The sequence below is a fragment of the Bradyrhizobium sp. CCBAU 53338 genome, assembly GCF_015291665.1.
Taxonomy (GTDB): domain Bacteria; phylum Pseudomonadota; class Alphaproteobacteria; order Rhizobiales; family Xanthobacteraceae; genus Bradyrhizobium.
Genome location: NZ_CP030048.1, coordinates 5,266,143 through 5,288,435, shown reverse-complemented (window position 1 = coordinate 5,288,435; position 22,293 = coordinate 5,266,143). Strand labels below are relative to the sequence as shown.

17 protein-coding genes are annotated in these 22,293 nt (G+C 63.9%); 10 read left to right on the top strand and 7 right to left on the bottom strand.

Annotated features, from left to right (window positions below; translation table 11 throughout):
* Window positions 1-99: 99 nt before the first annotated feature.
* From XH90_RS24825 to XH90_RS24810, 4 genes are all read left to right on the top strand, one after another.
* Window positions 100-1,791: a methyl-accepting chemotaxis protein gene (locus XH90_RS24825; RefSeq protein WP_194476939.1), complete on the top strand. Its 1,692-nt coding sequence runs from the start codon at window positions 100-102 to the stop codon at window positions 1,789-1,791.
* A gap of 234 nt (window positions 1,792-2,025) precedes the next feature.
* Window positions 2,026-3,720 (top strand): methyl-accepting chemotaxis protein, encoded by a 1,695-nt coding sequence (locus tag XH90_RS24820; protein WP_194476938.1) that lies wholly within the window; start codon window positions 2,026-2,028, stop codon window positions 3,718-3,720.
* A 242-nt stretch (window positions 3,721-3,962) separates the two neighbouring features.
* Complete coding sequence (locus tag XH90_RS24815; RefSeq protein WP_194476937.1) at window positions 3,963-7,142, top strand: efflux RND transporter permease subunit; 3,180 nt, start codon at window positions 3,963-3,965, stop codon at window positions 7,140-7,142.
* A complete protein-coding gene (locus XH90_RS24810) occupies window positions 7,129-8,325 on the top strand; it encodes an efflux RND transporter periplasmic adaptor subunit (protein WP_194476936.1) in 1,197 nt (398 codons plus the stop codon). The genes XH90_RS24815 and XH90_RS24810 overlap by 14 nt, the downstream gene beginning before the upstream one ends.
* On the opposite strand, the gene XH90_RS24805 is transcribed toward XH90_RS24810, so the two are convergent.
* Window positions 8,322-9,839: an acetyl-CoA acetyltransferase gene (locus tag XH90_RS24805; protein ID WP_194476935.1), complete on the bottom strand. Its 1,518-nt coding sequence runs from the start codon at window positions 9,837-9,839 to the stop codon at window positions 8,322-8,324. The genes XH90_RS24810 and XH90_RS24805 overlap by 4 nt on opposite strands.
* 117 nt (window positions 9,840-9,956) lie before the next feature.
* Entirely contained in the window at window positions 9,957-11,090 is a 1,134-nt protein-coding gene (locus XH90_RS24800) for a nitronate monooxygenase (RefSeq protein ID WP_194476934.1), read from the bottom strand.
* A 213-nt stretch (window positions 11,091-11,303) separates the two neighbouring features.
* On the opposite strand from XH90_RS24800, the gene XH90_RS24795 reads away from it, so the two are divergent.
* Window positions 11,304-12,986: an NAD(P)/FAD-dependent oxidoreductase gene (locus tag XH90_RS24795; RefSeq protein ID WP_194476933.1), complete on the top strand. Its 1,683-nt coding sequence runs from the start codon at window positions 11,304-11,306 to the stop codon at window positions 12,984-12,986.
* A 91-nt stretch (window positions 12,987-13,077) separates the two neighbouring features.
* Window positions 13,078-13,950 (top strand): glutathione-dependent disulfide-bond oxidoreductase, encoded by an 873-nt coding sequence (gene yghU / locus XH90_RS24790; RefSeq protein WP_194476932.1) that lies wholly within the window; start codon window positions 13,078-13,080, stop codon window positions 13,948-13,950.
* Window positions 13,951-13,998: 48 nt separating this feature from the next.
* Here yghU and XH90_RS39865 read toward each other — a convergent pair whose 3' ends face one another.
* From XH90_RS39865 to XH90_RS24770, 4 genes are all read right to left on the bottom strand, one after another.
* Window positions 13,999-14,748, bottom strand: a complete 750-nt coding sequence (locus XH90_RS39865; RefSeq protein WP_371748263.1) for an N-acetyltransferase — start codon at window positions 14,746-14,748, stop codon at window positions 13,999-14,001.
* Between the two features lie 73 nt (window positions 14,749-14,821).
* Window positions 14,822-16,099 carry an acyl-CoA dehydrogenase family protein gene (locus XH90_RS24780; RefSeq protein WP_194476931.1) on the bottom strand — a complete coding sequence of 426 codons (1,278 nt, stop codon included), beginning with the start codon at window positions 16,097-16,099 and terminating at the stop codon, window positions 14,822-14,824.
* A gap of 210 nt (window positions 16,100-16,309) precedes the next feature.
* The gene (locus XH90_RS24775) at window positions 16,310-16,690 is read right to left on the bottom strand and encodes a VOC family protein (RefSeq protein WP_194476930.1); all 381 of its coding nucleotides are present in this window, start codon (window positions 16,688-16,690) and stop codon (window positions 16,310-16,312) included.
* 107 nt (window positions 16,691-16,797) lie between these two features.
* Window positions 16,798-17,577 (bottom strand): SDR family NAD(P)-dependent oxidoreductase, encoded by a 780-nt coding sequence (locus tag XH90_RS24770; RefSeq protein ID WP_194476929.1) that lies wholly within the window; start codon window positions 17,575-17,577, stop codon window positions 16,798-16,800.
* Between the two features lie 180 nt (window positions 17,578-17,757).
* Here XH90_RS24770 and XH90_RS24765 point away from each other — a divergent pair, with 180 nt between their 5' ends.
* The 3 genes from XH90_RS24765 to XH90_RS24755 are packed head-to-tail and all read left to right on the top strand — an operon-like array spanning window position 17,758 to window position 19,909.
* The gene (locus tag XH90_RS24765; RefSeq protein WP_194476928.1) at window positions 17,758-18,546 is read left to right on the top strand and encodes an enoyl-CoA hydratase/isomerase; all 789 of its coding nucleotides are present in this window, start codon (window positions 17,758-17,760) and stop codon (window positions 18,544-18,546) included.
* Window positions 18,543-19,529, top strand: coding sequence for a phosphotransferase family protein (locus tag XH90_RS24760; RefSeq protein WP_194476927.1), 987 nt, complete (start codon window positions 18,543-18,545; stop codon window positions 19,527-19,529). Before XH90_RS24765 ends, XH90_RS24760 begins: the two co-directional genes overlap by 4 nt.
* A 2-nt stretch (window positions 19,530-19,531) precedes the next feature.
* The gene (locus XH90_RS24755) at window positions 19,532-19,909 is read left to right on the top strand and encodes a DUF6285 domain-containing protein (protein WP_194476926.1); all 378 of its coding nucleotides are present in this window, start codon (window positions 19,532-19,534) and stop codon (window positions 19,907-19,909) included.
* A gap of 112 nt (window positions 19,910-20,021) precedes the next feature.
* Here XH90_RS24755 and XH90_RS24750 read toward each other — a convergent pair whose 3' ends face one another.
* Window positions 20,022-20,801 (bottom strand): enoyl-CoA hydratase-related protein, encoded by a 780-nt coding sequence (locus XH90_RS24750; protein WP_194476925.1) that lies wholly within the window; start codon window positions 20,799-20,801, stop codon window positions 20,022-20,024.
* Window positions 20,802-21,011: 210 nt separating this feature from the next.
* Between XH90_RS24750 and XH90_RS24745 the strand changes: the two genes are divergently transcribed.
* Window positions 21,012-22,286 carry an acyl-CoA dehydrogenase family protein gene (locus XH90_RS24745; RefSeq protein WP_194476924.1) on the top strand — a complete coding sequence of 425 codons (1,275 nt, stop codon included), beginning with the start codon at window positions 21,012-21,014 and terminating at the stop codon, window positions 22,284-22,286.
* Window positions 22,287-22,293: the final 7 nt, after the last annotated feature.

Sequence of the window (22,293 nt, the reverse complement as noted above, 5' to 3'; positions counted from 1 at the left end):
ACAACTGCCCAGGTCGCTTTGTTGTTGGTGCCGGCGCCGCTGCTTTTGGTTGATCCGTAATTCCAGGACGCGCTGCCGCGCCAACGCAAAGAGACCTCTATGTTCGCCAAGATTTCCATTCGCGCCAAGATCATCAGTGTCGTGTCGTTCCTGCTGGTCGCAATGGCGGGCATGGGTCTGCTCGCCGTCATGAAGATGCGGACGATCAACGCCAACACCGTCGACATCACCACGAACTGGATGCCGAGCGTGCGCGTGATCGGTGATTTGCGCGCCGCCGTCATCACCTACCGCAACGTCGTCCGCCAGCATATGCTGGCCGAAAGCCTCGAGGACAAGCTCGCGACCGAGAAGGTCGCGGCGACCGTGCTCGAAGCGCTGGCCAAATCGCGCAAGAAGTACGAGACGATGATCACCTCTGCGGAGGAGCAGAAGCTGTACGGTGATTGGTCCAAGCTTTGGGACGATTACAAGAAGGGCACCGAGGACGTCTTCGCACTGTCGCGCAAGGAAGCCGGCAAGGTGCCGCACGAGGCGCAGGAGCTGAACACCACCAAAGTCAACAAGATCGGTCTGGCTGCGGATGAGATCCTGACCAGGGACATCGAGCTCAACACCAAGGGCGGTGATCAGGCTGCCGCGGACGCCGCCGACACTTTCTATTACGCCTTCATGCTGGTCGCGATCATTCTCGGCGCTGCCGTCATTGCCGGCATCGGCGTCGGCTTCTACCTGGTTCAGGACGTGTCCGCCGGCATCAACTCGATCATCCAGCCGATGCAGGCGTTGGGTCGTGGCGACCTCTCCGCTGATGTCCCGCACCGCTGCGAGAAGACCGAGATCGGTGCGATGGCGGACGTACTCCAGATCTTCAAGGAGGCGCTGATCGCCAAAAAGGCGGCCGACGAGACCGCTGCGGCCGACGCCGAGGCCAAGATCGAGCGCGGACGTCGCGTCGACAACATCACCCGCGAGTTCGAGACGATGATCGGCGAGATCGTCCAGACCGTGTCGTCGGCCTCGACCCAGTTAGAGGCGTCCGCCTCGACGCTGACCTCGACCGCCGATCGCTCGCAGCGGATGGCAACCACGGTTGCCGCGGCCTCGGAAGAAGCCTCCACCAACGTGCAGTCGGTCGCATCCGCGACCGAAGAGATGGCCTCCTCGGTCGGCGAGATCAGCCGTCAGGTGCAAGAATCGGCGCGGATGGCGGGCGACGCCGTCGGCCAGGCCCGTGCCACCACCGAGCGCGTCAGCGAGCTGTCGAAGGCGGCCTCCCGCATCGGCGACGTCGTCGAGCTGATCAACACCATTGCCGGCCAGACCAACCTCTTGGCGCTGAATGCAACCATCGAGGCGGCGCGCGCCGGTGAAGCCGGCCGCGGCTTCGCGGTGGTCGCCTCCGAGGTGAAGGCGCTCGCCGAACAGACCGCCAAGGCGACCGGTGAGATCGGCCAGCAGATCTCGGGCATCCAGGCGGCGACCAACGACTCGGTCGGCGCGATCAAGGAAATCTCCTCGACCATCGAGCGGCTCTCGGAAATCTCCTCGGCCATCGCGGCCGCGGTGGAAGAGCAGGGCGCTGCAACCCAGGAAATCGCCCGCAACGTGCAGCAGGCGGCCCAGGGCACCCAGCAGGTCTCCTCGAACATCACCGACGTGCAGCGCGGCGCGACCGAGACCGGAACGGCCTCCTCGCAGGTGCTCTCGGCGGCCCAGATGCTGTCCAACGACTCGAGCCGGTTGAAGACCGAAGTCAGCAAGTTCCTGACAAACGTCCGCGCGGCCTGAGTTTCGCGCAGACCAGCGATCGACGAAGGGGCGGCGCCGCAAGCGCCGCCCTTTTTTCTACCGCCGGTAGCATGATGGCGCGCATAGGTAGCATCATGGGGAACTACCCGTAATCATACGGGGGGCTGGTTTTATCGGTGGTTAAATTCGGCTTTCGAGAATTGTGAGGACGGCGCCCCCGCGAGACGCCTTCGCCGAAAATGAACGCCTGAGGAGATTGGCCGGGAGCCCGCGATGCGCAAGAATTTTCCTGTCACTGAGACTGAATACCCCGTAAGCGATGAGACGTTGATCGTCTCGCGGACCGATCTCAAGGGCAAGCTCACCTACTTCAACGAGGACTTCATCGCCGCTGCGGGCTTCACGTCCGGCGAGTTGATGGGGCAACCGCACAACATCGTCCGTCATCCAGATATGCCGCCGGAGGCCTTTCAGAACCTCTGGGATACGCTGAAGGCCGGCAAGCCATGGCTTGGTGCGGTGAAGAACCGCCGCAAGAACGGCGATTTCTACTGGGTGCTGGCGACGGCCTCGCCGATCCGCGCGAACGGCCAGGTCACGGGCTTCACCTCGATCCGCACCAGGCTCCCGGCCGACCAGTGCAAGCTGGCCGAAGAGGTCTACGCCGCAATCCGCGAGAAGAAGCCGCACGGCTATCGCATCGACGCCGGTATCATCCGCCGTCGTTCGCTGCTCGATCATTTCAACATCTTCACGCGGACGCTGGGGGCCCGGCTGACGACGATGATGTCGGTCCAGACGCTTTTCATGCTGGCGCTGGGCATCGGCGGCGCGCTGTCCTCCGCTGGCTCGGCCAGCGTGATACTGTCGCTGCTGGCTGTCGTCGGCGCGGCGATCGGCGGCTTCGTAGGCCTTGCAACCAAGCGCGCGATCGGCGAGCCGATGCGGCATCTCAACGACACCATGCTCAATCTCGTGCAGGACAAGCTCGACAACCGTATCCTGATCGAGCGCGACGACGAGATCGGCGAGGCGCTGCGCAACCTGCAGACCGTGCAGACCATCATCCGTTTCAGCCGCGACGAGGTGCAGGCGGTGCAGCGCCGCGCAGAAGCGCAGCGCAAGGTCGAGATGACCAAGCTTGCCGACGGCTTCGAGGCCGCGATCGGCGAGATCGTCGAGACTGTGTCCTCGGCGGCGACTGAGCTCGAAGCTTCGGCATCGACACTGTCCTCGACCGCGGGCCGGGCGCAGGAATTGTCAGTCGCCGTTGCTGCAGGCTCCGAAGAGGCATCTGCCAATGTTCATTCGGTGGCGTCAGCCGCAGAGGAGATGTCGTCCTCCGTGCGTGAGATCAGCCGGCAAGTACAGGACTCCTCCAGGATCGCCGGCGAAGCGGTCAGTCAGGCTCAGGCAACCACTGACCGCGTCAGTGAACTGTCGCGGGCCGCATCACGGATCGGCGACGTTGTCGAACTCATCAATGCCATCGCTGGCCAGACCAACTTGCTGGCGTTAAACGCGACGATCGAGGCCGCGCGAGCCGGCGAGGCCGGCCGCGGCTTCGCAGTGGTCGCGTCCGAAGTGAAGGCGCTGGCCGAGCAGACGGCCAAGGCCACCGGCGAGATCGGCCAGCAGGTCGGCGGCATCCAGGCAGCGACTCATGAGTCGGTCGCTGCCATCGGCGAAATCAGCGGCACCATCGCGCGCCTGTCGGAGATATCTTCCGCGATAGCCGCGGCCGTGGAGCAGCAGGGAGCAGCGACCCAGGAAATCGCGCGCAACGTGCAGCAAGCAGCCCAGGGCACCGAGCAGGTCTCGTCCAATGTCGGTGACGTCCAGCGCGGCGCCACGGAGACCGGCTCGGCGTCGTCCCAGGTGCTGTCGGCGGCGCAGATGCTGTCGCGCGATTCGAGCCGGCTCAAGCTCGAGGTCGGCAAGTTCCTGGGCTCGGTCCGCGCGGCGTAAGTCCGGAGACGATGCCAGTTTCAAAGCGGCGCCTCCGGGCGCCGCTTTTTACGTGGCTCAAGGCCAGCCCCGCCATTTTCCGCGCCGAGCCTGCATATCTGAAATGCGATTTCGCTGTGCGATAGCAGGGAAGTGACCGCGCGTGAGCCGCAGTCGTTGGCCATTTCGTCGGTGTTCGGGTAAATGAGCTATAGGAACCGTGGGGGCGTGTTCCCTATCCCCCTTTTGGAATTACCTGACGAATGATTGCTCTGGTCCGTATTGCCCTGAGCCGGCCGTACACGTTTGTCGTGCTGGCGCTCCTGCTTCTGATCATCGGACCGCTGGCGGCGCTGCGGACGCCGACCGATATCTTTCCGGACATCAGAATCCCCGTGATCGGCGTGGTCTGGCAGTACACCGGCCTGCCGCCGGACCAGATGTCCGGCCGCATCACCACGCCGTTCCAGCGGGCGCTGACGACGACCGTCAACGACATCGAGCACATCACCGCCAATTCCTACAACGGCTTTGGCATCATCAAGATATTCTTCCAGCCCAATGTCGACATCCGCACCGCCAATGCGCAGGTGACGGCGATTTCGCAGACGCTGATCAAGCAGATGCCGCCGGGCGCGACGCCGCCCCTGATCCTGAATTACTCCGCCTCGACCGTGCCGATCATCCAGGTGGCGCTGTCGGGCGATGGGCTGACCGAACAGAATCTCGCCGACATCGGCATCAACCAGCTTCGCACCCCGCTGGTTACCGTGCCCGGCGCGGCGATCCCGTATCCGTTCGGCGGCAAGCTGCGCCAGGTCCAGATCGACCTCGACCCGACTGCGCTTCAGGCCCGGGGCCTGTCGGGCCAGGACGTCGCCAATGCGCTCGCCGCGCAAAACCTGATCACGCCGGTCGGCACCCAGAAGATCGGCACCTTCGAATACAACATCCAGCTGAACAACTCGCCGCTCAAGATCGACGAGCTCGGCAATCTGCCCATCAGGACCATCAACGGTGCGATGGTTTATGTGCGCGACGTCGCGACAGTGCGCGACGGCAATCCGCCGCAGACCAACATCGTCCATGTCGACGGCAACCGCTCGGTGTTGATGATGGTGCTGAAGGCGGGCGCGACTTCGACGCTCGATATCATCGCCGGCATCAAGCAGAAAGTCATCGACGTAAAGGATCAGCTGCCGGATGCCCTGAAGATCGGCTTCATCGGAGACCAGTCGGTATTCGTTCGCGGTGCGATCGAGGGCGTCGCCTTCGAAGGCGTGATCGCCGCGCTGCTCACCAGCGTCATGATCCTGCTGTTCCTCGGCAGTTGGCGCTCGACCATCATCATCGCGGTCTCGATCCCGCTGTCGGTGCTTGGTGCCATCGTCATGCTGTCGGCGATCGGCGAGACACTGAATATCATGACGCTCGGCGGTCTTGCGCTCGCGGTTGGCATCCTCGTCGACGACGCCACGGTGACCATCGAGAACATCAACTACCATCTCGAGCAGGGCAAGCCGGTCGAGCAGTCGATCCTCGACGGCGCCAACCAGATCGTGACACCGGCCTTCGTCTCGCTGCTCTGTATCTGCATCGTGTTCGTGCCGATGTTCTTCCTCACCGGCGTCGCGCGCTTCCTGTTCGTGCCGATGGCGGAAGCCGTGATGTTCGCGATGATCTGGTCGTTCATCCTGTCGCGCACGCTGGTGCCGACCATGGCGAATTATCTGCTGCAAGCGCATGTCCATCACGAGGGCGAGCCGCCGAAATCGCGTAATCCGTTCGTCTGGTTCCAGCGTGGTTTCGAGGTCAGGTTCGAGCGCATTCGCGGCGGCTATCACGATCTCCTGGGCCTCGCGCTGGCGCATCGCCTGGTGTTCGTCGCTGGCTTCCTCTGTGTGGTCGGCGCGTCCTTTGCGCTGGTGCCGTTCCTGGGTCGCAACTTCTTCCCCGCGGTCGATGCCGGTAACATCCTGATGCATGTCCGCACTCAGGTCGGCACCCGCGTCGAGGAGACCGCCAACCAGCTCGCCGACGTGCAGAAGGCGGTCCGCAAGCTGATCCCTGGCGAGATCGAGACCATGACCGACAACATCGGCATGCCGATCTCCGGCATCAACATGACCTACAACAACACCGGGGTTATCGGCCCGCAGGACGGCGACATCCAGATCAAGCTCAGGGAGGGCCACAAGCCGACCGAGGAGCACGTGAAGGTGTTGCGCGAGCAGTTGCCGCGGCTGTTCCCGGGCGTCAGCTTCGCGTTTCTGCCGGCCGACATCGTCAGCCAGATCCTGAACTTCGGCGCGCCGGCGCCGATCGACCTGCAGATCCGCGGCGCCAATCTCAGCGCGAACTTCGCGTATGCCAACAATCTGCTGGCCAGGGTCCGCCGGATTCCCGGGGTTGCCGATGCGCGCATCCAGCAATCGCCGAGCAACCCGACCTTCAACATCGACGTCGATCGCACCCGCGCGCAATATGTCGGCCTGACGGAGCGCGACGTCACCAACAGCCTCGTGGTCAATCTCGCCGGCTCCTCGCAGGTCGCGCCGACCTACTATCTCAACCCCGAGAACGGCGTGTCCTATTCGATCGTGATGCAGACTCCGCAATATCAGATCGATTCTCTCAGCGCGCTCCAGACGCTGCCGATCACCGCGGCCGGCAATTCGCAGTCGCCGATTCTCGGCGGCATCGCCGACATCAAGCGCTCGGTATCGAGCGCGGTGGTGTCACAATACGACATCCAGTCGATGGTGCAGATTTTCGCGACCACGTCTGGCCGCGATCTCGGCGCGGTGTCCAACGATATCCGCCAGGCAATCGCCGACACCGCCAAGGAGGTGCCGAAGGGCTCGTCCGTGGTGTTGCTCGGCCAGGTGCAGACCATGAACAGCGCTTTCACGGGTCTCTTGTTCGGCCTGTTGGGGGCCATCGTGCTGATCTACTTCCTCATCGTGGTGAACTTCCAGTCCTGGTCCGATCCGTTCGTCATCATCACTGCGCTGCCCGCGGCGCTCGCTGGCATCGTCTGGATGCTGTTCACGACCCAGACCACGCTGTCGGTGCCGGCGCTGACCGGCGCCATCATGTGCATGGGCGTCGCCACCGCCAACAGCGTGCTCGTGATTTCGTTTGCCCGCGAGCGCTACGAGGAACTCGGTGACCCCATCGCCGCGGCGCTGGAAGCCGGCTTCGTCCGGTTCCGGCCGGTGCTGATGACCGCGCTCGCCATGATCATCGGCATGGCGCCGATGGCCCTGGGACTCGGCGAGGGTGGCGAGCAGAATGCGCCACTAGGTCGCGCCGTCATAGGCGGCCTGATCTTTGCGACTTTCGCCACGCTGATGTTTGTTCCCGTGGTGTTCAGTATGGTACACAAGAAACAAGGCGCCAAGGCCGCCGCCCCATTGGAGACCCCGCATGTCGCCCACTGAACCCCGCTCGCCGGTGTCGCACCGGAAACTGGGCATTTTCAGCGTGGTGGCGCTGATTGCGGCAGGCCTCGTGGTCGGCTCGGGCATCCGGGCTCGCGAGGACCAGGGCTCCAAGCTGAAGGAGTGGACGGACGATCAGGCCATTCCGAGTGTTGCGGTGACGCTCCCCAACGCCAAGGCGCTCAGTTCCACGATCGACCTGCCGGGCCGGCTCGAGGCCTATTACCGCGCTCCGATTTTCGCGCGCGTCTCGGGCTATCTGAAAAGCTGGAGCGTGGACATCGGTGCCCGCGTCAAGGCCGGCCAGGTGATCGCCGAAATCGAGGCCCCCGACCTCGACCAGCAGCTGTTGCAGGCCCGCGCCGACCTTGCCAGCCAGCAGGCCAGCGCGAGACTGTCGGAAGCAACGCTCAACCGGCGCAAGACGCTGGTCGCCTCGAATTTCGTCTCCGCGCAGGAGATCGACGAGCGTACCGCCGATCTCTCCAACAAGAACGCGGCAGTCAAATCCGGCCAGGCCAATGTCGAGCGGCTCGAAGCGCTCGCCGGCTACAAGAAGATCACGGTGCCGTTCAATGGTGTGGTGACCTCGCGTGACACCGATGTCGGTGCACTGATCAACGCCGGCGGCGGCTCGGGGCCGGCAATGTTCGTGGTCTCCGACATCACCAAGCTGCGCGTCTACGTCAACGTGCCCCAGAACTACGTGCCGGCGATCAAGATCGGCGCCAAGGCCACGATCTCGCTGCCGGAATATCCGAACCGGACCTTCCAGGCGACGGTGGAAGCATCCTCGCAGGCCGTCGACGTCGCCTCGGGCACCACGCGCATGCAGCTCGGTCTCGACAATTCCTCGGGCGAGCTGATGCCCGGCGGCTATGCCAGCGTAAAGCTGAGCCTCCAGCGCGATTCCGCGCCGCTCAGCATTCCAGCCAGCGCCCTGATCTTCAACGGCAGCGGCCTGCGCGTTGCGACCGTCGGTGCTGAGGACAAAGTTCAGTTCAAGACCGTGACCATCGCCCGAGATCTCGGCAAGGAGATCGAGCTCGCTTCGGGAATTGCGCCCGACGACCGCGTCATCACCGCGCCGCCGGACGGCCTGTCCAACGGCGACCAGGTGCGCGTGGTTGGTGCCGGCGGCAAGCCGGCGACGGCGTCGGAGAAGCAGGCACCGAAGAGCTAGGCTGCGCGCCACTCCGGCACGCTATCGGCGGCCATCGTGATCTCGCCGTGCGAGCCTACCGGCGTATGATCCATGTTCAAGAGGTGTGCCAGCGTCGGACCATCATCTGCCGGAATCCGCGCCAGCGTGCGCCGGCCATCCGCAGTGCGCAGCATCACCACGCCGTGCTCGACGTCGCCGCCACGGCCATAGAGCACGGTAAAGCTCTCCACCTTACCCTTGCCGCTGGCTTGATCGACGAACTCCGGAACCGCACGCTTGTTGCGGTCAGCCTCGCCTTGCACGCTCGTCTCCTGCACCAGCGCCTCGCGCGGCGCTGTCTTCGAAACCACCAGCGCATGATGCTTGGTCACGAATCCGCCCTGTCCATAGAGCAGGCCGAGCTTGTCGCCACCGCGCAACCGCCGCACCATCGCGCAAGCTGCATGCGTCATATAGGTGTTGAGCGGTGCACCGAAGAAGGTGAGCCCGCCGGTCACGGTGGGCTGCACGTCGGCGCCCAAGCCCAGCGTCCGCCGCGCCATCTTGGGTACGCAGGGAAAGCAGCTATAGAGCTCGATCGCGTCGAACTTCTTGCCGTTGCCGCCGGCAAGGTTCATCACCGCCTTCAGCACCGCATTCTGGGGATGGCTTTCGAAAAACTGGTCGCGCAATAGATAATCGCGCGGCTCCTCGGCTGACACGCCGCCGAGCGGATAGACCAGCTTGTCCTCGGCGATCCCGAGGGCACGCGCCTTGGCAAGGCTGGTGAGCAGCAGCGCGCCGCCCATGTTGACGCTGGGGTTGGCGACCATCAGCTTGTTGTAGGGCCAGGCGATGAGCCGGTTGTCCGCCGTCGGCGTCGTGATTTCCTCCGGCGCATAGCGCCGCTTCAGCCAGGCGTTTGGATTTTGCGCGGCGGCTTCAGAATAGCGCGACCACAGTGTGCCCGATTCCGCCATCGCCTCGCGCGGCGTCTGGCCCCAATGGGCGGAGGAGGCGGCCTCGTAGAACGGATAGACCGTGACCGGCCGGAACACGCCGAGCTTCACGGCGAGCGGCTTCTGAAACGCCGCGCCACGCTTGGGCTCCTCGACATCGTGCGCAAACGGCGTCCACGGCAGCTTGGTGCCCGCCCGCTCCGCCTTGGTCGCGGTCGACTGCGCCTCCGCGCCGCAGACCGCCGCCACGGTGCATTCGCCGCGCGCGATGCGCTTGGCCGCCTCGTGGATGTAGCGGATCGGGCTCTCGCCGCCGACCGGACCGTAATGGCAATGCGCAGGCGTGACGCCGAGGCGCTGCGCGAGCAACTGCTCCGGATCACGGTAGCGCCAGCTCAGGAAGTTGACGACGTCGAGGGACTGCACCTCGCCGAGCAGCGTTGCGCCGGAGTCCGCTTCGGCGCGCCGCAAGGCCTTTTCAAGCAGATCGAGCGGCTCGAGCCCTTCGGTGATCTCCCTGGGGCGGTCGACGACCTCGCCGATGCCGACGATGACGGGGATACGGTCTTCGGGGACAGTGGTCTTGTCAGTCATAATCTCGATTCACGATCTAAGTTGTTTCGTCATTGCGAGCGAAGCAAAGCAATCCAGATCTGCATCCGCGGAGACCGTCTGGATTGCTTTGCTTCGCTCGCAATGACGGTGTGGACGCTACTCCGCGACCAGCGCATTCATGTGCTCGACGGCTTCGGCGAACTCTTCCTTGAACTCCTGCACCACGGCGCCGGCGGACTTCACGCTGTCGATCAAGCCGACACCCTGGCCGACAAAGTAGCTGACGAGATCGCGCGCCCTGGCGTTGCCGGCGGCTGCGGCGCGGTCGATGGAGTTGAAGGCGTCGCGGCTGATGATGCTCTGCAGCGGCATCGGCAGGGCGCCCGGACTGTCCGGCGCGCGGTCCCAGGCATCGGTCCAGACCGAGCGGAGCTGTCGCGCGGGCTTGCCGGTGCGGCCCTTCGAGCGAACCGCGTCGCGGGACGAAGCGGCGATCATTTTCTCGCGGAAGATTTCGCTGGTCTCGGACTCGACCGTTGCCAGCCACACCGAGCCGGTCCAGGCGCCGGCCGCGCCCATGGCCATGCAGGCCGCCATCTGCCGTCCTGTCATGATGCCGCCCGCCGCGAGCACCGGTACGTCGCGGATCGGCTTGATCGCCTTGATCACTTCAGGCACCAGAACCATGGTCGAAACCTCGCCGCAATGGCCGCCGGCCTCGGTGCCCTGCACCACGAGGATGTCGACACCGGCTGCGACCTGGCGGAGCGCGTGCTCCTTGGCGCCGACCAGCGCGGCGACCGGCACGTTGTGTTTCTTGCCCATCTCGATCATCGCCCTGGGCGGCACGCCCAGCGCGTTGGCGATCAGCCGGATCGGATGGTTGAAGGAAACTCTGAGCAGCTCCAGCGCAGTCTCGGCGTCGAAAGGCTGCGGTTGATTGACGGCCACCTCGGTCGTGGTCAGCTCGATATCGTATTTCTTCAGGAGATCTCTGGTGTATCTACGGTGCTCCTGCGGCACGCGCGCTTCCAGGCTCTTCCAGGTGACGTCCTTCTCGCCTGATGTCGAGATGTTTTCCGGGATCAACACGTCGATACCATAGGGCTTGCCGTCGACGCGATCGTCGATCCATTTCAGCTCGCGTTCGAGCGTATCAGGCGTATGCACGGTGGCACCCAGCACGCCGAAACCGCCGGCACGGCTCACGGCGGCAACCACATCGCGGCAATGGCTGAAGGCGAGCAGCGGGAACTCGATTCCCAGCATGTCGCAGATCGGCGATTTCATGGTCTTCTCCCGGCGGCCTTCGACGAAGCTAGCCCATCGTCATTGGCGATGCCATGCCGGATTCCCGCGCGTATCTTGCGTGCAGGCGTCATGCAGAGTGTCGAGCCATTCCGTCGCGCAAAATTAGGGCCGCAGACATGCCTCTTGCGCTTTGGTGACCGCCAGAGAATGCTGGCTTACAACAACAGAAAACAGATCAGGGAGCGCCATCTGATGTCGCCAGCGCAAGCGAGCCAGGCTCAAGCTACCGAGGCCTACGACGTGGTCGTCGTCGGCGCCGGCTTTGCCGGCATGTACATGCTGCATCGCTTGCGCGGGCTCGGCTTCTCGGCGCGGGTCCTTGAGCAGGGCGGCGGCGTCGGCGGCACCTGGTACTGGAATCGCTATCCCGGCGCGCGCTGCGACGTCGAGAGCATGCAATATTCCTACTCGTTCTCGGAAGAGCTCCAGCAGGAATGGGACTGGAGCGAGCACTACGCGCCACAAGCAGAGATCCTGAAATACGCCAACCACGTCGCCGACCGCTTTGACCTGCGCCGCGACATCCAGTTCGATACGCGCGTCGAAGGCGCCGTGTTCGACGAACGCGCGCAACGCTGGGCGGTGACGACGTCTGACGGCAAGACCTTTCAGGCGCAATTCGTCGTCCTCGCCACCGGCTGTCTCTCGAACGCGCGCAAGCCGGACATCAAGGGCCTCGAAAACTTCAAGGGCCCCGTCTATCACACCGGCAACTGGCCGCACGAAGACGTCGATTTCGCCGGCTTGCGCGTCGGCCTGATCGGCACCGGATCATCTGGCATACAGTCGGCGCCGATCATTGCAGCGCAGGCCAAACATCTCACTGTATTCCAGCGTACGGCGAATTTCTCGATTCCCGCCCGCAATGCCCTGCTGACCGGCGAGGAGCGCGATACGTTCCGGAAGAAATATCCTGAGATACGCAAGTTCGCCCGCGAGGTCGCGCGCAACGGAATCTATGCGGAGCAGCCCGATCGGGGTGCGCTGGACGACAGCGATGAAGCAAGGAACAGCAAATACACCTCCCGCTGGGAGCGCGGCGGGCTGACCTTCATGTACGTCTACAACAATCTCGGTCTCGATCGAGCCGCCAACGATACGGCTGCCGATTTCGTCCGCGGCAAGATCGCCGAGATTGTGAAGGACCCCGAGACCGCAAAGCTGCTCCAGCCGAACAGCCATCCCATCGGCACCAAGCGCATCTGCATCGACACTGATTATTTCGCGACCTTCAACCGGCCCAATGTCGCGCTGGTCGACATCAAGACCGATCCGATCGAGGAGATCACGCCTAATGCCGTGCGCGTCGCGGGTCGGGACCACGAGGTCGACGCGCTGGTGATGGCGACGGGCTTCGACGCCATGACCGGATCGGTCGCCAAGATCGATATCAGCGGCCGGGGCGGGCAGACGCTGAACCAGAAATGGGCGGAGGGGCCGAAAACCTATCTCGGCTTGATGAGCGCGGGCTTTCCGAACCTCTTCGTCATCACCGGCCCCGGCAGCCCGTCGGTCCTCTCGAACATGATCGTGTCGATCGAGCAGCATGTCGACTGGATTGCCGATTGCCTCGCCCACATGCGCAAGCAAGGTCTCGCCACGATGGAAGCGAGAGGGGATGCCGAGGAGAGGTGGGTTGCCCACGTCAACGAAGTCGCGCACGGCACGCTCTATCCGCAGGCCAATTCCTGGTACATGGGCGCCAACATCCCCGGCAAGCCGCGCATCTTCATGCCCTATATCGGCGGCGTCGGCGTCTATCGCCGGATCTGCGATGACGTCGCCGCGAAGGGATATGAGGGATTTGTGATGGAGGCCGAGGCTCGGCCGCGTGGGGCGGTGACGGGCTGGGGCGAACGCATGACGCGGGCCTGAGGCCCGCGCCGGACGCAGGGCCGGAAGGGCTTGTCATCGGCGGTTCGCGGGCTAATTAATGCAGGCGCATCTTTCTGCCGGAGCCCTTCGCATGACCGACGCCCCCTACGTGCCGCCCAAAGTCTGGACCTGGAACAAAGAGAATGGCGGACAGTTCGCCAGCATCAACCGGCCGATCGCCAGCCCCACCCACGACAAGGAACTGCCGGTCGGCAAGCATCCGTTGCAGCTCTATTCGCTGGCGACCCCGAACGGCGTGAAGGTCACCGTGATGCTGGAGGAGCTTCTGGCGCTCGGCCATAAGGGCGCCGAATACGACGCCTGGCTGATCAAGATCGGTAACGGCGACCAGTTCGGCAGCGGCTTTGTCGACATCAATCCGAACTCGAAAATCCCGGCGTTGATGGACCGCTCCGGCCCCGAGCCGATCCGGATCTTCGAATCAGGCTCGATCCTGTTCTATCTCGCCGAGAAATTCGGCGCCTTTCTGCCGAAGGACATCAAGGCCCGCACCGAAGCGATGTCCTGGCTGTTCTGGCAGATGGGCAGCGCGCCCTATCTCGGCGGTGGCTTCGGCCATTTCTACGCTTATGCGCCGTTCAAGATCGAATACGCCATCGATCGCTTCGCGATGGAGGTCAAGCGCCAGCTCGACGTGCTCGACCGGCGCCTTGCCGACAACGAATATCTCGCCGGCAAGGAGTACACGATTGCCGACATGGGCGTGTGGCCCTGGTACGGCGCGCTCGCCAAGGGGCTGGTCTACGGCGCCGGCGATTTCCTGTCGGTGCAGGACTACAAGAACGTGCAGCGCTGGACCGATGAGATCGCCAAGCGCCCCGCCGTCAAGCGCGGCCGCATGGTCAACCGTGTCTCCGGCGATCCCGCCAGCCAGCTCCACGAGCGCCACGACGCCAGCGATTTCGAGACCAAGACGCAGGACAAGCTCGCGCCCGCGACGTAGCAGGTCTCTTCCTTCGCCTCGCCCCGCAAGCGGGGCGACGGCGCACGATCAATCCGGCAACATCTCCCCGGATCCACCAAGCTCCGCCGGCAGATCGGCATATTTCGGCAGGCCATCCCTCACCGACACCATCTTGCTCGCGTAGTTCGCATGCAGTGTCGGATGGTGCTCGTAGCCCTTCAAAAGATTGGCGTAGACGTCGATCAGCCGCATGCGCGGATGCTCGGTCATGACATGACCACCGCAGCGCCTGCAGAACTTGCGATAGGAGTGCTCGGTCTTGTTGAAGGTCCCAAGCTCCGCTTCGCCCTTGGTGACGCGCACGCCGTCCGACTTCCACAGGCTGAAGGCATTGATCGGTGCGGCCGACCAAGCCTGGCAATCGGCGCAGTGGCAATAGCCGGCGAAGACCGGCTTGCCCGTGACCTCGACCTCGACGGCGCCGCAGAAGCAGCCCGCACGGTAGTTTGCCACGGGCTGCGCATGCGCGTCTTCGCCCTCGGCTAGAAGATCGTCGTAGCCGGGATTCTTGCTCATGAAATTACGGATGAAGTCGCACTCGACGGAGAGCCTGCGTCCCTGTGCACGCACCGCCTCCAGCGTGGCGCGGCCGAGCCTGGAGCCGACGCCGCGGCCGCCTAGCTCAGGCGGCACCTCGGTGTGCACCAGCGTGATCGCGCCGTCGCTTTTGCGGTAGGTGACGAAGGCAACGGGCCCGTCGGCCTCGAGCTCGAACCGGCTGCGCTCCTCATTGTCGCGAAAGGCTTCCGGCATCTTCTCGTTCCCTGCGTCGGCCATTTTCCCATGGTGCCTTCGGCCGCCGGAGGCGGGTTACGCTATCGCGAACCCGCCCTGCAGCATTCGAGAGGGATCACGCCATGCTCAGTTCGTGACGGCCGACCACCATCCAGTGCACCTCGTCCGGACCATCGGCAAAGCGCAGGTGACGGACGTCCTGGTACATCTCGGCCAGCGGGGTCCAGTGCGAGATGCCGGTGGCGCCGTGCATCTGGATCGACTGGTCGATGATCTTGCAGGCGCGCTCGGGCACCATGGCCTTAACCATGGAGACCCAGACGCGGGCCTCCTTGTTGCCGAGCACGTCCATGGCCTTCGCCGCCTTCAGCACCATCAGCCGCATCGCCTCGATCTCGCAGCGGGCCTGCGCGATGATCTGCATGTTGCCGCCGAGATGGGCGATCTTCTTGCCGAAGGCTTCGCGGGTGAGGCCACGCTGCACCATCAGATCGAGCGCCTTCTCGGCCTTGCCGATGGTGCGCATGCAGTGATGGATGCGGCCTGGCCCGAGGCGAAGCTGCGAGATCTCGAAGCCGCGGCCTTCGCCGAGCAGCATGTTCTCCTTCGGCACGCGGACATTGTTGAAGCGCATGTGCATATGGCCGCGCGGCGCGTGGTCCTGGCCGAACACATACATGGGGCCGAGCACCTCGACGCCGGGCGTGTCGCGCGGCACCAGGATCTGCGACTGCTGCTTGCTCGGCGCCGCGTCCGGATTGGTCTTGACCATCACGATGAGGATCTTGCAGCGGGGATCGCCGAGACCGGAGATGTAGTACTTCTCGCCGTTGATGACCCATTCGTCGCCGACGAGCTTGGCGGTGGTCGAAATGTTCTTGGCGTCGGAGGAGGCGACGTTCGGCTCGGTCATGACATAGGCCGAGCGGATCTCGCCGTTCATCAGCGGCTTCAGCCACTTTTCCTTCTGCTCCTTGGTGCCAACGCGCTCCAGCACCTCCATGTTGCCGGTGTCGGGGGCCGAGCAGTTCATGGTTTCGGAGGCCAGCGGGCTCTTGCCGAGCTCGGAAGCGATGTAAGCGTAGTCGAGATTCTTCAGGCCCTGGCCGGTCTCGTCATCGGGCAGGAAGAAGTTCCAGAGGCCTTCCTTCTTCGCCTTGTTCTTGGCGACCTCGAGCACTTCGAGCTGCTTCGGCGTGAAGCTCCAGCGGTCTTCCTTGCCTTCGCCGGCCTTGGCGAATTCGATCGACATCGGCTCGACCGTCTCGCGGATGAACTTCTTGACGTGGTCGTAGAGCGGCCGGACCTGATCCGACATTCTGAGGTCGTTGAGCTCGTCGCCGGGGTTGAGAGTGTAGTTGGTGGTGCGGGGAATGTAGGCGTGCTTTGTCATTGTTCCTCCCGGGGGCGCTGAGATCGTGTTGGCCGGGAGAATAGTCGCAGCGCCGCGAAAGTGCGAGCGCGTATTTTCTCGCGCGAGCCATGCCATGCGATGGAATTTCGCAGGGAGCGTTTGAAATGTTGTTTGAATGGGGCTGCTGGTTCGCGGCGCCCCGTCATGCCCCGGTCAAGCCGGGGCATGGCAGTGGTGGCTGCGGCTCAATCAGCTCGGTATCCGATGCATCGCGCAGATCTTGTTGCCGTCGAGATCGCGCAGATAGGCGAGATACAGCTTGTTCCCCGCGCCCTCGCGGATGCCGGGCGGATTTTCGATCGGCGTTCCGCCGGCGGCAACGCCGGCGGCGTGCCACTTGTCGACCTGTTCCGGCGAGTTGGCAGCAAAGCCGATGGTGCCGCCGTTCGCACAGGTCGCCTGCTCGCCGTTGATCGGCTTGGTCACCGAGAACACGCCGGTCTTGGTGATGTAGAAGATGCGATGCCCGTCGACCCGCGCGGGTCGCACCTCGAGCGTGCCAAGCAGCGTGTCATAGAACGCCTTGGCTTTGTCGAGGTCGTTGGTGCCGATCATGATGTGTGAAAACATTTGCCCGTTCCCCTCACTACGATTTTAGCCCGGATGGAGCTTGGCGAAATCCGGGTCTTGCTTTTGGTCATCCCGGATTGCGCTTCGCTCCATCCGGGCTACGAGACTCAGAACGCCGTATAGCCGCCGTCGATCACGAACGTATCCGCGGTGTGATACGACGAGGCCTTGCTCATCAGATACACGGCGATGCCGCCGAAATCGGATGCCTCGCCGAAGCGACGCATCGGAATCCGCGGCATCACGTTGGCGACGAACTTTTCGTTGGCCATGATGCCCGCGGTCATGTCGCTTTTGATCCAGCCGGGCAGGATCGCATTCGCGGTGACGCCGTGGCGGGCGAGCTCGACGCCGAGGGCGCGGACCAGCGCGTTGATCGCGGCCTTGGTCGCCGCATAATGCTCGTTGCGCGCGGTGCCGAAGATCGAGGCGAGGCTCGAGGTCGCGACCAGCCGGCCGAAGGGGTCGCCCGCATTGGCGCGCTCGGTCATGTGCCTTGCCGCCGCCTGGAACGCGTGGAACACGCCGTCGAGATTGGTCGCGAACATCGTGCGCCATTCCTCTTCGGTGCGCTCGATGAAGGACCTGCGGCCGCCGCCGCCGATGCCGGCATTGGCGAAGCAGCCGTCGACCCGACCGAAAATGTCGAGCGTCGCCTTCATCGCGGCATTGACGGAATTCGGATCGGTGACGTCGCAGACGCGGGCATCGACCTTGCCTGACAGACCCGCCATGCTCGCGGCAGCAGCCTTGTTCTTGTCAGGATTGCGGCCCCAGATCGAGACGTTGCAGCCCTGGCCAGCGAGTGCTTGTGCAATGCCGAGCCCAATACCGCCATTGCCGCCGGTGATCACGGCGACGCGGCCGGTGAGATCGAAAAGGTTCATGGCGCGTTTCCTGTTTTTGTCACGACGCGCGTCAGCCTGTGCGCGCAAGATCATGCGATATGACGGTGGGGTATGCTTTCGCCACCATGGACAAGACCGCGCCAAAAATCAAATATGTGGCCTGGCAAGAAGTAATTCCGGTCTGCGAAACTGACGCAGGCGGCAACTGACGAGGAAACGATGCAGTTCGAACACGTCACGCTCGAATTCGATGGTTCGGTCGCGATTCTCCGGCTCGATCATCAGGAGGTGATGAACGCCGTCTCCGTGGACATGCTGGGCGGCCTTTCCGATGCGCTCGATACTATCGAAGAGAAAAGGGACGAGGTGCGCTGCGTCGTGTTGACCGGCGCCGGCCGCGCGTTCTGCACCGGTGCGAATCTGCAGGGGCGCAACAACCAGTCGAGGAAAACCAAGGCCGGCCTGACGCTCGAAACCGGTTTTCATCCGTTCTTGCGCCGCATCCGCAACCTGCACTGTCCGATCGTCACCGCGGTCAACGGCCCGGCCGCCGGCGCCGGCATGAGCTTCGCGCTGCTCGGCGACATGATCCTGTGCGCCCGCTCGTCCTATTTCCTGCAGGCCTTCCGCCGCATCGGCCTCGTGCCGGATTGCGGTTCGACCTGGCTCTTGCCGCGCCTGATCGGCAAGGCGCGCTCGGTCGAATTGTCGTTGATGGGTGAGCGCCTGCCGGCCGAGAAGGCGCTGGAATGGGGCCTCGTCAACCGCGTCTACGACGACGGCGCGCTGATGGAGGAAGCGATGAAGCTCGCGCGCGATCTCGCCAGTGGCCCGACGATCGCGCTGTCGCTGATCCGCAAGCTCTATTGGGACAGCCCGGAAAACTCTTTCGAGGAGCAGCTCAACCTCGAATTCCAGTGCCAGCTGCGCGCCGGCGATACGCAGGATTTCCGCGAGGGCGTCGGTGCCTTCCTGGAGAAGCGGGCCGCGCAGTTCAAAGGCAAATGATCGAGGCCGAGCTTTTTCGCAGCGTCCAGCGCTGGTGTCGCGGCGCGACCGGCGTCACCGGTGCTGCAAAGCTGTCCGGCGGCGCCAGTCAGGAGACCTGGCGCTTCGACATCGTGCATCCCGATGGACCGATCGGCGCGATCCTGCGCCGCTCGCCGAAGGGCTACGGCGCCGCGCCAACGCGCGCAGCGGGACTCGCTGCGGAAGCGCAACTGATGCAGCTCGCCTATGAGGCCGGCGTGCCGTCGCCGCGCGTGATGCATGTGCTGACGCCGGATGAGGATCTCGGCACCGGCTTCATCATGCAGCGGGTCGAGGGCGAGACCATCGCCCGCAAGATTCTTCGCGACGACGAGTTCGCGGCAGCGCGCCCACTGCTGGCGCGGCAGATTGGCGGCGTGCTCGCGGGCCTGCACAGGTTGCCGCGGGACAGACTGCCCGCGCTGCGCAGCAGATCGGCGACGCAGGAGATCTCCGAGTTCGATCGCGACTATCGCAGCCTCGATTGGCCGAAGCCCGTGTTCGAGCTGGCGCTGCGCTGGCTGCGCGACCACGATCCCGGTCCGTCGGCCGAGACGACACTGGTTCATGGTGACTTCCGCAACGGCAATCTCATCATCGGTTCGGACGGCGTCCGCGCCGTTCTCGACTGGGAGCTCGCCCATCTTGGCGATCCCATGGAAGATCTCGGCTGGGTCTGCGTCAACTCATGGCGGTTTGGCGAGATCGACAAGCCCGTCGGTGGGTTCGGCTCGCGCGAGGAGCTGTTCGCAGGCTACCAGGCCGCGGGCCGCAAATGCGATCCGGCTCGGGTGAAATTCTGGGAAGTGATGGGTACGCTGCGCTGGGGCATCATGTGCGGCGGCATGATGCAGCGGTTCCGTGAAGGGCCGGATCATTCCATGGAACGTGCGATGATCGGCCGCCGTGCCTCGGAGACCGAGATCGATCTGCTACGGCTGCTTGCGCCGCGGGGAGGTTAGGCATGCAGGACGAACCGATACCGATCGAGTTGACCAAAGCGGTTTCCGATTTCCTCCGTAACGACATCACCCCGCTGATCTCCGGCCACCAGGCTTTCAAGCTGCGGGTCGCCATCAACATTCTCGATCTAGTGACGCGACAGCTTACGCAGGAGGAAGGGAGCGATGCGAGGGAAGTCGAGCGTCTGCGCGCGCTGCTTGGTATGGACGGGTCGGTGACTGATCTAAACCGCGTGCTCGCCGAGCGTATCGCCAAGGGCGAGGTTGATTTGGCAACGCCGGGCCTCGCCGAGCATCTCTGGCAGACGACGATGGACAAGCTCGCCGTTGATCAGCCGAATTATGCGTCGTACAAGCGCGAGTTGTCGCGAGGCGGGTAGGTGGCGCTCTATCTCTGTCATTGCGAGGAGCCCTTGTAAGCAATCCAGACTGCATCCACAGAGGCAATCTGGATTGCTTCGCTTCGCTCGTAATGGCGGACGGAGAGACCCGCTACTTCCCCACCCATTTCGGTGGTCGCTTCTCCGAGAACGCCTTCGGGCCTTCGATGTAGTCCTGCGAGGCCACCATCGCCTTCACCGCGGGATATTCGCGTTGCTCCTCGATCGCCTGCTCCAGCGAGACGGCGAGGCCCTTCCGGATGGTCTGCTTCGATGCCCGGATCGACATCGGCGAGTTCTTGGTGATCATCTCGGCCCAGCGCAGCGCGCCCGCAAGCGCTTCGCCTTGCGGCACCACTTCGTTGACGAAGCCGAGTTCATGGCCCTCCTTGGCGCTGACGTGGCGTGCGGTGAGGATCATGCCCATGGCGCGCTTGAGGCCGATCTGGCGCGGCAGGCGGTGCAGGCCGCCAGCGAGCGCGGCGAGGCCGACGCGCGGCTCGGGCAGGGCGAAGGTCGCATTCTCCGAGGCGATGATGAGGTCGCAGGCGAGTGCAATCTCGAAACCGCCGCCCATGGCGACGCCGTTGACCGCAGCGATGACCGGCTTGTCGCAGTCGAAGCGCGCGGTGAGGCCGGCGAAGCCGCCCTTGTCCCAGCCGCGCTTGCCGCCCGCCGCCTGCCACTTCAGATCGTTGCCGGCGCAGAACGCCTTGTCGCCGGCGCCAGTGACGACGGCGACCCACTGTTCGGGATCGGTCGCGAAGTCGTCAAACACTTTGTTGAGCTCGAAATGCGCGTCGATGTGCAGCGCGTTGTAAACCTCGGGCCGCGACAGCGTGACGATCGTGATCGGCCCCTTGCGTTCCACCTTTGAGAATTTCAGCTCCATCGCGCACTCCCGCATTTTCTTCCCTTGGAATATTGGCGTCATACTACCGCGCGCCCGTGCACGAGCACCACCAAATTGCGCGGGTGCGGCTTGCGCTTCCTACACGCCTCGGCTTGCTTGACTTGCGCGCGCTCTTCTCACCTTAATCGTGCGAAGCAAAAAGCGCCTAGCGCCTTAACGCAAAACGAAGAATCATCCGGGAGAGAACCTGTGGATTTCTCATTGCCTGCCGATCTCGTCGCCTATCTCGGAGAGCTCGACCGTTTCATCGAGCGCGAGATCAAGCCGCTGGAGGAGGCCGACGACAACATCCGCTTCTTCGATCATCGCCGCGAATGGGCCCGCACCGATTTCGAGAATGGCGGCTTGCCGCGGCATGAATGGGAGCAGCTTCTGCGCAAGGCGAAGGATCTCGCCGACGCCGCCGGCCATCTGCGCTTTCCGGTGCCGAAGCAATATGGCGGCAAGGACGGCTCCAACCTCTGGATGGCCGTGATCCGCGAGCACTTTGCCGCGAAGGGCCTCGGCCTGCACAACGACCTCCAGAACGAGCATTCGATCGTCGGCAACTTTCCCGTGGTCACCATGCTCGACCGCTACGGACGCGACGACCAGAAGGCGATGATCGACGGCTCGATCAAGGGCAAGTACCGCATCACTTTTGGTTTGACGGAGCCGCATCACGGTTCGGACGCGACGCACATGGAGACGCGTGCGGTGCCTGCCGTCAGAGACAACGTCAAGGGCTGGATCATCAACGGCGAGAAGATGTGGACGACCGGCATGCACGTCGCCACACATTGCGCGCTGTTCGCGCGCACCAGCGGCAATGACGGCGATGCCCGCGGCATCACCTGCTTCCTGGTGCCGGCCAAGAGCCACGGCGTGAAGGTCGAAGAATACATGTGGACCTTCAACATGCCGACCGATCATCCGCGCGTGAGCTTTACGGATGTGTTCGTGCCCGAGGATGCGCAGTTCGGCGAGGTCGGCCGCGGCCTGTCGCTGGCGCAATGCTTCGTGCACCAGAACCGCATCCGCCAGGCTGCAAGCTCGCTCGGCGCTGCGGTCTACTGCATCAACGAGAGCGTGAAGTACGCGCGTGAGCGAAAGCCGTTCGGCAAGGCACTCGCCGAGAACCAGGCGATCCAGTTCCCGCTGGTCGAGCTTGCCACGCAGGCCGAGATGCTGCGCCTGTTGATCCGCAAGACCGCGTGGGAGATGGACCAGCTTAACGAGGAGCAGATCGAGCGCACGCTCTCCGACCGCGTCTCCATGTGCAACTACTGGGCAAATCGCCTCTGCTGCGAATCCGCCGACCGCGCCATGCAGGTCCATGGTGGCATGGGCTACTCACGCCACAAGCCGTTCGAGCACATCTACCGCCACCACCGTCGTTATCGCATCACCGAAGGCAGCGAGGAGATCCAGATGCGGAAAGTGGCGGGATTCCTGTTCGGCTATATGGGGCCGGGGAAGCATTGACCCAATG

Bases quoted from the DNA above. Each gene is read 5' to 3' on its own strand.
- XH90_RS24825 (WP_194476939.1), top strand. From the start codon at position 100: ATGTTCGCCAAGATTTCCATTCGCGCCAAGATCATCAGTGTCGTGTCG.
- XH90_RS24820 (WP_194476938.1), top strand. From the start codon at position 2,026: ATGCGCAAGAATTTTCCTGTCACTGAGACTGAATACCCCGTAAGCGAT.
- XH90_RS24815 (WP_194476937.1), top strand. From the start codon at position 3,963: ATGATTGCTCTGGTCCGTATTGCCCTGAGCCGGCCGTACACGTTTGTC.
- XH90_RS24810 (WP_194476936.1), top strand. From the start codon at position 7,129: ATGTCGCCCACTGAACCCCGCTCGCCGGTGTCGCACCGGAAACTGGGC.
- XH90_RS24805 (WP_194476935.1), bottom strand. From the start codon at position 9,839: ATGACTGACAAGACCACTGTCCCCGAAGACCGTATCCCCGTCATCGTC.
- XH90_RS24800 (WP_194476934.1), bottom strand. From the start codon at position 11,090: ATGAAATCGCCGATCTGCGACATGCTGGGAATCGAGTTCCCGCTGCTC.
- XH90_RS24795 (WP_194476933.1), top strand. From the start codon at position 11,304: ATGTCGCCAGCGCAAGCGAGCCAGGCTCAAGCTACCGAGGCCTACGAC.
- yghU (WP_194476932.1), top strand. From the start codon at position 13,078: ATGACCGACGCCCCCTACGTGCCGCCCAAAGTCTGGACCTGGAACAAA.
- XH90_RS39865 (WP_371748263.1), bottom strand. From the start codon at position 14,748: ATGGCCGACGCAGGGAACGAGAAGATGCCGGAAGCCTTTCGCGACAAT.
- XH90_RS24780 (WP_194476931.1), bottom strand. From the start codon at position 16,099: ATGACAAAGCACGCCTACATTCCCCGCACCACCAACTACACTCTCAAC.
- XH90_RS24775 (WP_194476930.1), bottom strand. From the start codon at position 16,690: ATGTTTTCACACATCATGATCGGCACCAACGACCTCGACAAAGCCAAG.
- XH90_RS24770 (WP_194476929.1), bottom strand. From the start codon at position 17,577: ATGAACCTTTTCGATCTCACCGGCCGCGTCGCCGTGATCACCGGCGGC.
- XH90_RS24765 (WP_194476928.1), top strand. From the start codon at position 17,758: ATGCAGTTCGAACACGTCACGCTCGAATTCGATGGTTCGGTCGCGATT.
- XH90_RS24760 (WP_194476927.1), top strand. From the start codon at position 18,543: ATGATCGAGGCCGAGCTTTTTCGCAGCGTCCAGCGCTGGTGTCGCGGC.
- XH90_RS24755 (WP_194476926.1), top strand. From the start codon at position 19,532: ATGCAGGACGAACCGATACCGATCGAGTTGACCAAAGCGGTTTCCGAT.
- XH90_RS24750 (WP_194476925.1), bottom strand. From the start codon at position 20,801: ATGGAGCTGAAATTCTCAAAGGTGGAACGCAAGGGGCCGATCACGATC.